The 14,584-nt window shown below is 64.7% G+C and carries 13 protein-coding genes; 9 read left to right on the top strand and 4 right to left on the bottom strand.

What is annotated here, in order from left to right; translation table 11 throughout:
- Positions 1-37: 37 nt before the first annotated feature.
- The 3 genes from V473_RS01380 (at position 38) to V473_RS01370 (ending at position 4,156) form a co-directional block, all read left to right on the top strand.
- Positions 38-706: a 2OG-Fe(II) oxygenase gene (locus V473_RS01380; protein ID WP_244884323.1), complete on the top strand. Its 669-nt coding sequence runs from the start codon at positions 38-40 to the stop codon at positions 704-706.
- Positions 707-887: 181 nt separating this feature from the next.
- Positions 888-3,650, top strand: a complete 2,763-nt coding sequence (locus V473_RS01375) for a TonB-dependent receptor (RefSeq protein WP_066599617.1) — start codon at positions 888-890, stop codon at positions 3,648-3,650.
- 77 nt (positions 3,651-3,727) lie between these two features.
- The gene (locus V473_RS01370; RefSeq protein WP_066599614.1) at positions 3,728-4,156 is read left to right on the top strand and encodes a response regulator; all 429 of its coding nucleotides are present in this window, start codon (positions 3,728-3,730) and stop codon (positions 4,154-4,156) included.
- Between the two features lie 104 nt (positions 4,157-4,260).
- Here V473_RS01370 and V473_RS01365 read toward each other — a convergent pair whose 3' ends face one another.
- The 3 genes from V473_RS01365 to dnaN form a co-directional block, all read right to left on the bottom strand.
- A complete protein-coding gene (locus V473_RS01365; RefSeq protein ID WP_066599610.1) occupies positions 4,261-4,461 on the bottom strand; it encodes a hypothetical protein in 201 nt (66 codons plus the stop codon).
- A gap of 113 nt (positions 4,462-4,574) precedes the next feature.
- Positions 4,575-7,187 (bottom strand): EAL domain-containing protein, encoded by a 2,613-nt coding sequence (locus tag V473_RS01360; RefSeq protein WP_066599608.1) that lies wholly within the window; start codon positions 7,185-7,187, stop codon positions 4,575-4,577.
- A gap of 98 nt (positions 7,188-7,285) precedes the next feature.
- On the bottom strand, positions 7,286-8,398 hold the full coding sequence (dnaN, locus tag V473_RS01355; RefSeq protein ID WP_066599604.1) for a DNA polymerase III subunit beta: 1,113 nt from the start codon (positions 8,396-8,398) through the stop codon (positions 7,286-7,288).
- A 172-nt stretch (positions 8,399-8,570) separates the two neighbouring features.
- Here dnaN and V473_RS01350 point away from each other — a divergent pair, with 172 nt between their 5' ends.
- The 3 genes from V473_RS01350 to V473_RS01340 all read left to right on the top strand — a co-directional run bounded on the left by V473_RS01350 (position 8,571) and on the right by V473_RS01340 (position 10,885).
- Complete coding sequence (locus V473_RS01350) at positions 8,571-9,071, top strand: hypothetical protein (RefSeq protein ID WP_066604819.1); 501 nt, start codon at positions 8,571-8,573, stop codon at positions 9,069-9,071.
- Positions 9,072-9,117: 46 nt separating this feature from the next.
- On the top strand, positions 9,118-10,380 hold the full coding sequence (gene rlmN, locus V473_RS01345; protein ID WP_066599598.1) for a dual-specificity RNA methyltransferase RlmN: 1,263 nt from the start codon (positions 9,118-9,120) through the stop codon (positions 10,378-10,380).
- 82 nt (positions 10,381-10,462) lie between these two features.
- A complete protein-coding gene (locus V473_RS01340) occupies positions 10,463-10,885 on the top strand; it encodes a hypothetical protein (protein ID WP_066599595.1) in 423 nt (140 codons plus the stop codon).
- A 69-nt stretch (positions 10,886-10,954) separates the two neighbouring features.
- On the opposite strand, the gene V473_RS01335 is transcribed toward V473_RS01340, so the two are convergent.
- Entirely contained in the window at positions 10,955-11,464 is a 510-nt protein-coding gene (locus V473_RS01335; protein ID WP_066599593.1) for a porin family protein, read from the bottom strand.
- Positions 11,465-11,826: 362 nt separating this feature from the next.
- Between V473_RS01335 and V473_RS01330 the strand changes: the two genes are divergently transcribed.
- Genes V473_RS01330 through V473_RS01320 form a run of 3 tightly spaced genes read left to right on the top strand, consistent with a single transcriptional unit; the run spans position 11,827 to position 14,562 of the window.
- On the top strand, positions 11,827-12,546 hold the full coding sequence (locus V473_RS01330) for a cytochrome b/b6 domain-containing protein (protein WP_066599590.1): 720 nt from the start codon (positions 11,827-11,829) through the stop codon (positions 12,544-12,546).
- Positions 12,543-13,289, top strand: a complete 747-nt coding sequence (locus tag V473_RS01325) for a molybdopterin-binding protein (protein WP_066599587.1) — start codon at positions 12,543-12,545, stop codon at positions 13,287-13,289. The genes V473_RS01330 and V473_RS01325 overlap by 4 nt, the downstream gene beginning before the upstream one ends.
- A gap of 31 nt (positions 13,290-13,320) precedes the next feature.
- On the top strand, positions 13,321-14,562 hold the full coding sequence (locus V473_RS01320) for an SAM-dependent methyltransferase (RefSeq protein ID WP_066599586.1): 1,242 nt from the start codon (positions 13,321-13,323) through the stop codon (positions 14,560-14,562).
- The last annotated feature ends 22 nt before the right edge of the window (positions 14,563-14,584 follow it).

The raw sequence follows: 14,584 nt of genomic DNA, 5'->3' as shown, positions 1-14,584 counted from the left end.
GATGACGCCCCGCTGCGATAGGCTCATCCTGGCACCCATGGACCTCACAGATCTCGACCGCCATGGCGCCGCGCGCCTGCCTGCGCTCCTCACCCCCGACCAATGCGCCGCGATCGTCGCGCTATGGGACGATCCCGCCGCTTTTCGCAAGGAAGTGGTGATGGCGCGCCATGGCTATGGGCGTGGGCGCTATCGCTATTGCGCCTATCCGCTGCCCGATCCGGTCGCGGCGCTGCGGGACAGCCTCTATCCCGTACTGGCGGCGCAGGCCAATCGCTGGGCGGCGATGCTGGGGACCGGCGACGTCTATCCGGCGCGCCATGCCGATTTCCTGGCCCGCTGCGCGCTGGCCGGGCAGGACAAGCCGACCCCGCTGCTGCTCCGCTACGAGGCAGGCGACTGGAATGCGCTGCACCAGGATGTCTATGGCCCGCATATCTTTCCATTGCAGGTCGCGATCCTTCTGTCGCAGCCGGAGCGCGACTTTACCGGCGGCGCCTTCGTCCTGACCGAGCAGCGGCCGCGGATGCAGTCGCGTCCCGAAGTGGTGCCGCTGGGCCAGGGCGATGCGGTGATCTTCCCGGTGCGCGACCGGCCGGTGACGGGCGCGCGCGGCGTGCATCGGGTGCAGATGCGGCACGGCGTCAGCCGCTTGCTGTCGGGCGTGCGCTATACGCTGGGCATCATCTTCCACGACGCGGCCTGACATTGCAGGGTCAAGACCCCGGCCTCAGCCCACGTTCAGCCGGCCCCATTACATCTTGCGACAAATATCGCTGGTCGTTGCCAATATCTTGCGACAAGCGGCTGCTAGTCCGGGAATCAGGTTCGGTTTTTCTGTGGGGGTTTTCGTGCGTTTTTCCGCTTGCCTATTCAGTGTCGCGCTCATGGCCGGCGTCGCGCCCGGCGCGCTGATGGCCCAGGAGGAGAAGAAGGCCGCACCCCCCGTCGAAATGGACGAGGGCGAAGAAATCGTCGTTACCGGCCAGCCGCAGCGCGGATCGGTGATCGGCGACGTCCAGCCCGAACAGCAATTGTCGGCCGCCGACGTGCGTGCTCTGGGCGTCACCTCCATTTCCGAACTGATCAGCGAATTGTCGCCGCAGACCAACGGATCGCCGGTCATCCTGCTCAATGGCAAGCGCATCTCCAGCTTTTCCGAGATTCAGGACATCCCGTCCGAAGCGGTGGCGCGGGTCGACATCTTGCCCGAACAGGTCGCCCTCTCCTACGGCTATGCGCCGACGCAGAAGGTGGTGAACATCGTCCTGCGCCAGCGCTTCCGCGCCGAAACGGCCGAAGGACGCGCGGGCACGACGACCCAGGGCGGGCGGGAAAATGGCAAGGTGGAGGCCGGGCTGCTGCGCATCCAGGGCGACAATCGCTTCACCCTGAACCTGCAATATAGCCGCGCGGCCGCGCTGCTGGAAAGCGAGCGGGGCATCACCGCCACAGCGCCGGGCCGCCCCTATGCGCTGACGGGCAATATCGTCGGCACGGGCGCGAATGGCGAAATCGATCCCTCGCTGTCCGCGCTGGCGGGGCAGAGCGTCACCGTGGCCAGCGTACCCGGCAGCGCGGCGGCGGGCGCGCCGACGCTCGGCGATTTCGTCGCGGGCGCGAACGCCGCCAGCGTCAGCGACCTGACCCGCTATCGCACGCTCAGCTCGGAGACGGAGAGTTTTTCCGCCAACGCCACCCTGGCCCGCGCGCTGGGCGGCGTGTCGGCGACGCTGAACGGACGGCTGGAACTGTCGGACAGCGATTCGCTCCAGGGCCTGTCGCAGGGCGCGTTCGATCTGGCGACGGGCAGCCCCTTCTCGCCCTTCGCCAATGACGTTATCCTCTATCGCTATCTGGCGCAGGGCGGCGCGTTGCAGCAGCAGACCAAGGGCACGACCGGCCATATCGGGCTGACCCTGAGCGGGCGGCTGGGCGGGAGCTGGCAATGGTCCTTCACCGGCAATGGCGACCTGTCGATCACCCGCACCCGCACCGATCGCGGCATAGACACTGGCGCGATCCAGACGGCGCTCGATGCCGGCGACGCCAGCGTCAATCCCTATGGCAGCTTCGCCCCCGCGCTGACCGCCACCCGCCTGACCGACCGCGCCCGCGCGGAAAGCCGGGCGGTGCAGGGCGACCTGCTGGTCAGCGGGTCGCTGTTCGACCTGCCGGCGGGCGATGTCATGACATCGATCCGGCTCGGCGCATCGGCCAATGGCTTTGAAAGCCGGTCGGTCCGGTCGGGCGTGGCAAGCGGCAATGACTATAGCCGGGAGATCGGCAGCGGGCAGATCAGCGTCGACCTGCCGTTGACCAGCCGGTCGAAGGGCGTGTTGGGCGCGGTGGGCGACATCGGCGTCAATGTCAACGCCGCGGCGCAACGCTATTCGGACTTCGGCACGCTCTCGACGCTGGGCTACGGCCTGCGCTGGGAGCCGGTCAAGGCGGTGCAATTGTTGCTGTCCGCCAATCAGGATCGCGCCGCGCCCACCGGCACGCAGATCACCGATCCGCAGATCGTGACGCCCAACGTGTCGGTGTTCGACTATGCGACCGGGCAGACGGTGTTCGTGTCGCAACTGTCGGGCGGCAACGCCAGCCTGCGCGAAAGCGTGCGCGATCAGTTCCGCCTGAGCGCCCGGATCAAGCCGTTCGAAAAGCCCAATCTGACGCTGACCGCCACCTATCTCAACAGCCGCACCAGCAACCCGATCGCCGCCTTCCCCACGCCCACCCCGGCGCTGGAGGCGGCCTATCCGCAGCGCTTCGTGCGCGACGCCGACGGCAATCTGCTCCAGATCGACGCACGGCCGATCAACTTCCTGTCGTCGCAGAGCGAGCAACTGCGCTGGGGCTTCGACCTGTCGATCCCGATCAAGTCGCATGTCCAGAAGCTGGTGGAGGCGTGGCGCGCATCGGGCGGCAAGCCGGAGGACCGGCCGCCCGAATTGCAGGCGCTGTTCGGCAACCGCGGCCCGCGCGCACCCGGACAGGACGGCGGCGGCGACCGGCCGCGCGGTGAGGGCAACAATGCGGGGCCGGGCGGCGGTGGGCGGCCGGGTGGCGGTGGCCCCCGTGGCGGTTTTGGCGGGGGTCGTGGCGGCGGCCAGGGCGGCGGGCGCATGACGTTCAGCCTCTATCATACCTGGCATCTGACCGAGAGCATCGCCATCGCGCCGGGCGTGCCGCAGCTTAACCTGCTGGACGGCGACGCCACCGGATCGTCGGGCGGCCAGCCCCGGCACGAGATAGAGGCGCGGGTCGGCTATATGAACAACGGCATCGGCGCGCGGCTGGGCATCGACTGGGAAAGCGGCACCCATGTCGATGGCGCGTTGACGGGCACCGCAGGCGGCAGTTCGCGGCTGAACTTCGGCAGCCTCGCCACCGCGAACCTGCGCCTCTTCGCCAATCTGGGGCAGGTTCAGGGGCTGGAGCGCAAAATCCCCTTCCTGCGCGGTGCGCGGGTGTCGTTCAACATCGACAATATCTTCAACCAGCGCCGGGAGGTTACCGACGCGACCGGGGCGACGCCGCTGCGTTACCAGCCGGGCTATCTCGACCCGCTGGGCCGGACCGTGTCGATCAGCTTCCGCAAATTGTTCTTCCCCAATTTCGCGGCGGGCAACCGGCCGCGTAGTTAAACCCGCATTAGGGACGTTAAAGGCTGTCGTTCCCCGGCCGTTATGAGGAGGTGTAACGGTTTGGGGAGACGCCTGTGATGAAGCCCGTCAGGATAGTGGTGGTCGACGATTCGCTCACCATCCGCGCAATGATCGAAACGCTGCTGGAGCGCGACCGGCGGATCGAGGTGGTCGGCATCGCCCGCAATGGCGAAGAGGCGATCGACATGATCCGGCTGGAAAAGCCCGATGTCGTGACGCTGGACATCGCCATGCCGGGCAAGGATGGCCTGGCGATATTGGACGAGATCATGGACATGGAGCCATGCCCCGTCATCATGCTCTCCAGCCTGATGCGCGACGGCGCGCCGATCGTCGCCGAAGCGATGGACCGGGGCGCGGCGGCCTGTTTCAACAAGGCGATGATCGTGCGCGAAGCCACCCGCTTCATCGGCCTGATCCGCGATCTGGGTCGTGGGTTGGTCGTGGCGGATACCGCGATGGAGCCGGTGGCGATCGCCGCCTGATCGCGCGCTTCGAACAATGAGCAACGACGAGGGGGAGGCGCATCATCTGCGCCTCCCCTTCGTCATTTCATCATGCCGGACAGGTCCGGCGTGCCGAGGGTGGATCAACGCGATGGTTTGGAACCCGCCAGCGCCATCGCCTGCGCCGATCCGCTCGCCGGTTTGACCGGTGCGTCCTTGCCGGAAATGACATAGGCGCTCAGGGCCGCGACCCCCAAAATCATCGCCATGCCCAAGATGGCAAGATTGCCGACGCCACGACGGCGAGCCGGTGTTTTGAGATTCTGATCATCGAAATTGCGCATCGACCGTCCTCATGCTGACATTGCGTCGAACATACTCGCTGGACAGTTGCGACGTTCCCGTCGGGCACTGTGACATTTTGTTGCCAAGCGGCGCTGGCATACCGCCGTCACCCTCACCCCGCCATCGACTTGGGCGCATTGCGCAGGGTGCTGATATCGACCGACCCGGCGAACTCCACGCCCATCCGATCATCCTTCGACCAGCGGCTGGTCGCATTGACGAACTGATTTTCGGCCAGTTCGATCGCGAACAACGTGCCTGCGGGCACATTCCACAATCCTTCGATCAGCGCGCCGGTGGCGGAGATGTTGCGAACGCGGCCGGTATAGACATGACCGTCATGATGGATCGCGATGGTGCGCAGCATCGTCTTGCGTTCGGGCCGGCTGGATTGGAAGCCGTTGGCGCTGGCTGCGGTGCCCTTGCGGCGCTGCCCCGCCAGCACATCGGCGGCGGACATCGGCCGGCCGTAGATATAGCCTTGGATATGGCTGCACCCAAGCTGGCGGATCAGCGCCAGTTCGTCCTGCGTTTCCGCGCCCTCGGCCGTGGTGTCCATGCCCAGCGCTTCGGCCAGGCTGACGATCGCCTTGATGATCGCGCTGTTGCGGCTGCCCTTGGTCGCGGCGCCGCGCACGAAGCTCTGGTCGATCTTGATCTTGTCGAACGGCGCCTTCTTCAGATAGCCGAGCGAGGAATAGCCGGTGCCGAAATCGTCCAGCGCCAACCGCACGCCGATCGCCTTCAACCGCGTGAACATCGCGTCGGTGCCGTCGTCGTCGTTCAGGAACACGCTTTCGGTAATCTCCAGCTCCAGCCGTTCGGGCGCCAGTTGCGCGCCCGCCAGCGCGTTCATCACCGTGGACGGGAAGCCGGGGTTGGCGAACTGGCTGGGCGAGACGTTGACGGCGACGCGAATGCCCTCCTGCCAGTCGGCCGCATCGCGGCAGGCGGTGTGCATCACCCATTCGCCGATCTGGCCGATCAGCCCGCTATCCTCCGCGATCGGGATGAACAGCGCCGGAGAAATCGGCCCGCGCACCGGATGGTTCCAGCGCAGCAGCGCTTCATAACCGGTAATCTGCTCGGTCTTGGACGACACCACCGGCTGATAGACCAGATGCAGGCCATCGGCGGCGAGCGCGCGGCGCAAATCCTCCTCCAGCGCGCGGCGATCCTCCGCATCGGCATGCATGTCCGACGAATAGAAACGATGGACGCCGCGGCCATTGCCCTTGGCCGCATAGAGGGCGAGGTCGGCGTTGCGGATCAGCGCATCGGCGGTGACGCCGTCCTGCGGACAGCAGCTAATGCCGATAGATACGCCGATGACCACGGCGGTCCCTTCGATCATATAGGGTTGCGAGATCGACGCGATGATCGCTTGCGCCAGCTGGGCCAGCGCTGCCTGATCGTGGCGGCCGGGCAGCAGCAGCTTGAATTCGTCGCCGCCCTGACGCCCCACCAGCCCCTTGTCGCCAACCACGCGCTGCAACCGCTGGCCGACCTGCCGCAACAGCGTGTCGCCGGCCGGATGGCCCAGCGTGTCGTTGACGATCTTGAACCGGTCGAGGTCCAGCATCATCAATGCGCATTCGCCCTGTTTGCCGCGGCGGTCGACTACCGCCTGCTCCAGCGAGCTGAGCATCTGGATGCGGTTGGCCAGGCCCGTCAGCGAATCGAACTGGGCCAGGCGCGTCACTTCCGCCTGGCTGCGGCGCATTTCGGTCAGGTCGGTGCCCGACCCGCGGAAGCCGTGAAACTGACCATATTCGTTGAACACCGGCTGGCCGGAAATCGACCACCACCGTTCTTCCTTGGCAAGCGCAGCGCAGACGGGCAGTTCGGAAAAGCCGGTGCGGGCGGACAAATGAAAGCCCAGCGTGCGTTCGCCGTCGCCCTGCTTCTTGTCGCCGGGCCGGACGATTTCCGTGATCGGTCGACCGATCAGTTCATCACCGGGCGCATCCAGCGTCTTGGCCAGCGTGTCGGATATATAGGTGAGGCAGCCCAGCCGGTCGGTTTCCCAGAACCAGCCGCGCCCGCTGCGCTCATATTCCTGCAACAACCGGTCGGAACGCTGGGCACGCAGATCCTGGCTGTGCCGAGCGATCGCCTGGTCGCGATCCGCGGTCGCCTGCCGCAGCGTCGCGACCAGCATGACGATGACGCAACTGCACAGCAGGCCGATCTGGACGACCCCGGCCTTTTCCGCGACCGACACCAGCAATGCGCCCAGGAAATAGCTGATCCCCAGCAACCGCCGGTCGCCGAAGATACACACCGCCAGCAGCGCCACCGCCAATTCGGGCACCGCCGCCAGGAACAGCGCATCGGTCGCCGCCTTGGCCTCATATCCCAGCCACAGGCTGAAGATCAGACCCGACAGGAACACCAGTGGCAGCATCATCCAGTTCTGGACATGCGGCATCTGGCGCTGAAACCAGGATCGGCGCGGCGCAAGCATCAGGGCCCCGTCGATCGCCAACATGGAAGCCATCAGGCCGACCTGCACGACGTCGCCGGAGTAGAAGGGCAGATTGAGCAGCGCGATGACGCAGATCTTGGCCAGCAGGATCAGCGGCCATAGTCGCGCGATATGGATGAACGCGCCGGAAATCCAGGACGCCGACACCTCGGTCCCGCTTTCAGACAGGCCGAGCGCGACCATCAGAGTCATCGGGCGGGACGGACTATCGGTAAGGGATGCGCGCAACAGGGCCATGCGCTTGTTGGTAACCCAAACTCCTTGCCAGAGAATTACTTCCGGCCCGTCATGACGATCCATAATCGTGCAGGCCTAAACCTGCACCAAAAGGAAAGTCAGACGCGCATGGGCATCAGCACATAAAGTGCCGGGCTGGCGTCATTTTCACGAATCAGCGTCGGCGCAGCCGCATCGGCCAGATGCAGTTCGACAAGATCGCTATCGATCTGCCCCAATATATCGAGCAGATAGCGTGCGTTAAAGCCGATATCGAAGCCCTCGCCCTGAAAAGCGCCGGGCACTTCCTCGGCCGCGGTGCCATTTTCGGGGCTGGTGACGGACAGGGTGATCTTGTCCTTGTCCAGGCTCATCTTCACCGCGCGGGTCTTTTCGGTGGCGATGGTGGCGACGCGATCGACGCCCTCCTCGAAGCTGCGCGGGTCGATCTTGAGCAGTTTGTCATTCGCGGTAGGGATGACGCGGCTATAATCGGGGAATGTGCCGTCGATCAGCTTGCTGGTCAGGATCGCGCTGCCCAGGCCGAAGCGGATTTTGCTTGCGGACAAGGCGATGCCGACCGAACCGTCCACCTCGTCGAGCAGCTTGCGCAGTTCGCCGATGCACTTACGCGGGATGATGATGCCGGGCATCCCCTCCGCGCCGTCGGGGCGGGTCACGGTGACGCGGGCCAGGCGGTGGCCGTCGGTCGCCGCGGCCTTCAGCACCGGCTGGTCGTCATCCGTCACATGAAAATAGATGCCGTTCAGATAATAGCGCGTTTCTTCGGTCGAGATGGCGAAGCGCGTCTTATCAATGATCTGCTTGAGCGTCTCGGCCGGCAGTTCGAAGCGGGTCGGCAGGTCGCCCTCCGCGATCACCGGGAAATCGTCGCGCGGCAGGGTGGACAGGTTGAAACGGGCGCGACCAGCCTGGATCAGCATCTTGCCTTCGGCCGCCGCAAGCGACACCTGGCTGCCTTCGGGCAGTTTGCGCGCAATGTCGAACAGGGTGTGGGCCGAAATGGTGGTTGCCCCGGCCTGTTCCACCTGCGCCGACACGCTTTCGACGATCTGCAGATCGAGATCGGTCGCCATCAGCTTGATCGCGCCATCGGCCGACGCCTCGATCAGCACGTTTGACAGGATGGGGATGGTATTGCGCCGCTCGACCACCGACTGGACGTGGCTCAGGCTCTTGAGGAGCGTTGCGCGTTCGATGGTGGCCTTCATGTCCCTGTTCTGTCCGTTTCTTTTTAAGCCGATAGCCGGAGATTCGGTCGAATCCCGGCGACAATGATGGATGCTTCTTCATAACCGCTATGACGGGTTGGGCAAGCACCGCCTTCGCGCTTTTGATCGGGCCGGGGTTGCAAATGGGGACGGCATGGGCTTTGCCCGCATCATGCCTCGCGTCATCGCCCTGCTGATCCTGTCGCTGCTGGCGGCTTCACCGGCCATAGCGCGCGATTCGCTGGGTATTTTCGAGGGTTGGGGCGCTTTTCGCGATCCCGGCGCGGGGCAGAACGGGCCGCGCTGCTATGCCATCGCCCAGCCCGCCGCGCGACGGGGCCAGATGCCCAAGGGGTTCGCCTCGATCGGCACATGGCCGCGCCGGCGGGTGCGCGGGCAACTGCATATCCGCCTCAGCCGGGCGCTGGCGGCCAAGGCGCGGGTGACGCTGACAGTGGGCGAGCGCCGCTTTGCGCTGGTCGCCGGGCAGATGGACGCCTGGGCGCCCGACGCCCGCGGCGACGCGCAGATCGTCGCGGCCATGCGATCGGCCAGCAGCATGAGCGTCGCGGGCGTGGGCGCGGACGGGCGCGGTTTCGCTGACAGCTATGCGCTGCGCGGCGCAGCGACGGCGATGGACGCGGCGGCGCTGGGATGCGCCAGACTGCGCTAGGCGCGCGCCACTTCCAAAATCGGCAAAAATCGGTTAGAGGCGCGCGATGCAATCAGCCGCCAGCCCGCTCATGCCGATTCCCGGCCTTATCGACCCTGTGCCCGTGCCGCGCGCGGTGACGCCGCGTGAAGACGGGCGTATCGACCTGATGGGCCTGTCGCGCCCGCAGATCAAAGCCGTGCTGGAAGAGGCCGGACTGGACGTAAAGGCCGCCAAGCTGCGCTCCAAGCAGCTGTTCCACTGGCTCTATCATCGCGGCACCACCGAATTCGACGCCATGACCGACCTGGCCAAGCCGATGCGCGGCTGGATGGCCGAACGCTTCGTCGTCGGCCGCCCGCAGGTGGTCGAGGCGCAGGTGTCAAGCGACGGCACGCGCAAATGGCTGCTGCGGTCGGACGACGGCCAGGACTATGAAATGGTCTTCATCCCCGATGCGGATCGCGGCACGCTCTGCGTGTCCAGCCAGGTCGGCTGCACGCTCAATTGCAGCTTCTGCCACACCGGCACGATGCGGCTGGTGCGCAACCTGACGCCGGGCGAGATCGTCGGCCAGGTCATGCTGGCCCGCGATTCGCTGGGCGAATGGCCCAAGGGCAATATGGCCGTAGCGAACGACGTCGATGAGGACGAGGACGCGCCGCAATATACATCCGACGGGCGGATGCTGACCAACATCGTCATGATGGGCATGGGTGAGCCGCTCTATAATTTCGACCATGTCCGCGATGCGCTCAAGCTCGTCATGGACGGCGATGGCCTGGCCTTGTCGAAGCGGCGCATCACCCTGTCGACGTCGGGCGTGGTGCCGATGATGGCGCGCGCGGCCGAGGAGATCGGCGTCAACCTGGCCGTCTCGCTCCATGGCGTGACCAAGGCGGTGCGCGACGAGCTGGTGCCGCTCAACCGCAAATATGGGATCGAGGAACTGCTCCAGGCCTGCGCCGACTATCCCAAGGCGAACAATGCCCGGCGCATCACCTTCGAATATGTGATGATCCGCGACAAGAATGACAGCGACGAGGATGCGCGCGAGTTGGTCCGGCTGATCCGCAAATATAAGCTGCCGGCCAAGGTCAACCTGATCCCGTTCAATCCCTGGCCGGGCACCGATTATGAATGTTCGACGCCCGACCGCATCCGCGCGTTCAGTTCCATCGTGTTCGAAGGCGGCATCAGCGCGCCGGTGCGCACCCCGCGCGGCCGCGACATCATGGCCGCGTGCGGCCAGCTCAAATCGGCGAGCGAGAAGAAGAGCAAGGCGGAAATAAAGCGCTTGGCCGAAGAGAAGCAAGCCGCGCTAGGATGATCGCGGGACGATAGAATGCGCCACGGGTGCCGGACAAGAAGCCCCGCCAGCGATGGTGGGGCTTTTCTTTTGCGGGAAGACGATGACCGATGACGAAATCGATGCGCTGGCGCAGGGCTTTTGCGCCTGCGCGCTGCCGAAGGAGCGCTGGACCCATCACGCGCATTTCGCGACCGCCCTGTGGCTGATCCGCACGCGCCCGGATGTGCAGCCCGAACGGGACATGCCCGACATGATCCGCCGCTATAATGAGAGTGTCGGCGGCGTGAACAGTGACAGCAGCGGCTATCATGAGACGATTACCCTGGCCTCCCTGCACATGGCGCGCCGCCTGCTGGCCGGGCTGCCGGACGATGTGACGCCGGCGACCGCCTATTCCGCGCTGATGTGCTCGCCGCTGAAGAACAAGGAATGGCCATTTTCTTACTGGTCACGCGATCTATTGATGGCATCGCCAGCCCGACTGACATGGGTGGAACCCGACATCCGACCGCTTCCTGCATAACAGGTCATATAGAAAAAGGGCGGCCCATTACAGGACCGCCCTTCCTTGATTCCGACCTTTTGAGAGGGATCAGAAGCGGAAGCCGATGCCGACCACCGCGGCGTCGCGGCCGCCGATGTTCTGCTCATATTCGGTGCGCTGATATTCGGCCGAGATATAGGTGTTCGGGGTCGCCGCGAACTCCAGGCCGCCACCGTAGCGCACGCCTTCCAGGCCAACGCCGTCGCCGTCGACTTCGAAGCGGGTCGACGTGTAGCCGACCTTGCCGAAGGCAAGGACGCGGGGCGTCACGACATAACCGGCGCGCAGCGAGGCGGTGATGTCACGGCTGACGTCCAGGTCGCTGTCGTCGACCGTGGTGTCGCCCAGGCTGACTTCGACACCGCCGACGATGCGGGGCGCGAGCGCGAGGTCGTAGCCGGCGTTGACGCCGTAGGAGAAGCCTTCTTCGCCGCCGATCTTGTCATAACCCAAGGTGACGCCCGCGCGCGGCCCGGTGAAGGGCGCTGCGTCCTGAGCGAAAGCAGGAGCGGAAACAACGGTGGCAGCAGCAATGGCTGCGAAAATCACAGTCTTCATAAAGTCCTCATTTATTATCTAGTCGCCGTGATTGAGACATTCATCCGGCGTTCAGGTTCGATGCAAAGCAATCATGAACTTATTCTCACGACAACTCCTGCGACTCTTCTCTCCATTATCGGGAGATCAAGAACATGATCTGCATCATGATCACGCAGCCGCCATCTAGGATCGCAAGATTGAGTTGCAAAGGGGGTCAGACTTTATTTCAATCAATTTCAGGACTTGTGTTGCAAAAGTGTGACAACGCCCGCGCTGCCCGGTCGAGCGATCCCGATGCGGCCATTCGCGATGGGTTGTAACCAAAACGAGCCACGGACCGAATATTGGACTATTGCGACAGATGGGATAGGATCATCATCATGGACAGACCGACCCCCATGGAAGCCGGTGTCGTCAAACGCCACCGCCTGTCCACCCGCTTATGGCATTGGCTCAATGCGCTGCTGCTCTATGTGCTGTTCACCAGTGGCCTTGGCATTTTCAACGCCCATCCCCGCCTCTATTGGGGGCAATATGGCGCGAATTTCGATGTGGCCTGGCTGACGTTGGAACGCTTCCCCGGCTGGATCACCCTGCCGGGCCATTACAGCCTCGCCCTGTCGCGCCACTGGCATCTGGCCGCCGCGCCGCTTTTCGCCTTCGCCTTGCTCGCTTACATGCTCTGGAGCCTCGCCAATCGGCACATCGCCCGCGACCTCGCCTTTCGCCGCGGGGAACTGGCCCCGCGCCATGTGTGGCAGGATATCAGGGACCATGCCCGGCTGCGCTTCCCCACTGGCCAGACGGCGCTGCGCTATAATGTGCTGCAGAAGGCCAGCTATATCGGCGTCATCTTCATCGCGCTGCCGCTGGTGATCCTGACCGGCCTCACCATGTCGCCGGGCATGAATGCGGCCTGGCCCTGGCTGCTGGACCTGTTCGGCGGCCGGCAATCTGCCCGATCGATCCATTTCATCGCCGCCTTCGCACTCGCCGCCTTCTTTCTGGTCCATATCCTGATGGTCGTCCTCGCCGGACCGCTGAACGAGGTGCGCTCGATGATCACCGGCCGCTATCGCGTGCCGGAGGATCGGCCATGATCCTGACCCGCCGCCATCTGCTGCTCGGCGCGACCGCAACGCTGTCCGGCTGCGACCGGCTGGCGCGCAACGAGTCGTTTCGCGAGACGCTCTTTTCCGCCGAGAATTTCCATAAATGGGCGCAGCGCGGCCTGATGGCGCCCGACGCGCTGGCGCGCGAATTCCGGCCCGACCAGATTTCCCCCGTCTTCCGCGCCAACGGCACCGCCAATCCCAATACGCCCGCCTACAAGGCGTTGTGGCGCAACGGCTTTGCCGACTGGCGGTTGCAGGTCGGCGGTCTGGTCGCGCGCGACCTGTCGCTGTCGCTGTCGCAACTGCGCGCATTGCCCCATCGCGAGCAGATCACCCGTCATGATTGCGTCGAAGGCTGGAGCGCGATCGGCAAGTGGCGCGGCGTCCGCCTCAAGACCATTCTGGACGGCGCAGGGCTGCGCAGCAGCGCGCGCTATATCGTCTTCCGCTGTGCCGACGACATGGGCGGCGGGCGGCCCTATTATGAGAGCATCGATCTGGCCGACGCCTTCCACCCCCAGACCATCCTGGCCTTCGCGCTCAACGACCGGCCGCTGTCGGTCGCCAATGGCGCGCCGCTGCGGCTGCGGGTCGAACGCCAACTGGGCTATAAACAGGCCAAATATCTGATGGGGATAGAGGCGGTCGACAGCCTGGCCGCGATCGGCAAGGGCAAGGGTGGTTTTTGGGAGGACCATGCCGATTATGATTGGTATGCGGGCATTTGACGTCTGCGTAACGACATGACAAGGTTCCGGCATGAAGCTGTTTGAATTGGTTCTCAAGCGGTTGGTCTCACGCGGTCGCCTGACCGTCTACTACGCCAACGGCAAAACGATCACCGTGGGTCAGCCCGACCCCGCCTTTCCCGACCTCGCGCTGCGCTTCAAGGACGGCCGGGTGCCTTTCGACATCGTCAAGGATCCGCGGCTGGGCATGGCCGAAGCCTGGATCGACGGACGGGTGGCGATCGAAGGCGGCGGCATCATGGAATTCCTGTCCATGATCCGCGCGAACAATCCTTGGGAACAGGGCAAGTCGATCGAAACCAAGAACCTGCTCAAGCGCAGCGTCGGCAGCGTGCGGCAAAAGCTGTGGCGCGCCAACCACAAGGCGCGGTCCAAGGCCAATGTTGCTCATCATTACGACCTGTCGGGCGCTCTCTACGCCCTCTTCCTGGACCGCGATCGCCAATATAGCTGCGCCTATTATCCCGATGCGGACAATGAGGCCGGGATCGGGCTGGAACAGGCGCAGGAAGACAAGAAAGCGCATATCGCCGCCAAGCTGCACCTGAAACCGGGCATGACGGTGCTGGACATAGGCTGCGGCTGGGGCGGCATGGCGCTCTACCTGCACCGCACCTGCGGCGTCGATGTGACCGGCATCACCCTGTCGGAAGAGCAGCTCAAGGTCGCGCGCCAGCGGGCCGCCGATGCGGGCGTCGCCGACCATGTCCGCTTCGAACTGATCGACTATCGCGACATGAAGGGGCCGTTCGACCGGATCGTGTCGGTGGGCATGTTCGAACATGTAGGCACTGCCCATTTCCGCACCTTCTTCGACACCTGCCGCAACCTGCTGACGCCGGACGGGGTGATGCTGGTCCACACCATCGGCCGCATGGGCGGGCCGGGGGTGACCGACGCCTTCACCCAGAAATATATCTTCCCCGGCGGCTATATCCCGGCCCTGTCGGAAATGATCGCGGGCAGCGAGGGCACTAGGCTGATGGTGACGGATGTGGAGGTGCTGCGCATCCATTATGGCCTTACCATCCGCGAATGGTATCGGCGGACCATGGCGCACAAGGCCGACATCGTCGCCCTCTATGACGAACGCTTCTTTCGCCTGTGGACCTTCTACTTGGCCGGGGCGGCGACCGTGTTCGAACATGGCGGCATGGTCAATTTCCAGGTGCAATATAGCCGCGACCGCCGCGCGCTGCCGATCACCCGCGACTATATGCAGGAAGCCGAGGCGGCGTTGCGGGGGCGCTGAAAAGCCTGAACCGTCGCTGACA

This window comes from Sphingobium cupriresistens LL01, from assembly GCF_001046645.1.
In the GTDB taxonomy this organism is placed as follows: Bacteria; Pseudomonadota; Alphaproteobacteria; order Sphingomonadales; family Sphingomonadaceae; genus Sphingobium; species Sphingobium cupriresistens.
Note: the sequence above shows the minus strand (reverse complement) of the source record. Positions and strands in the feature narration are given on the sequence as shown.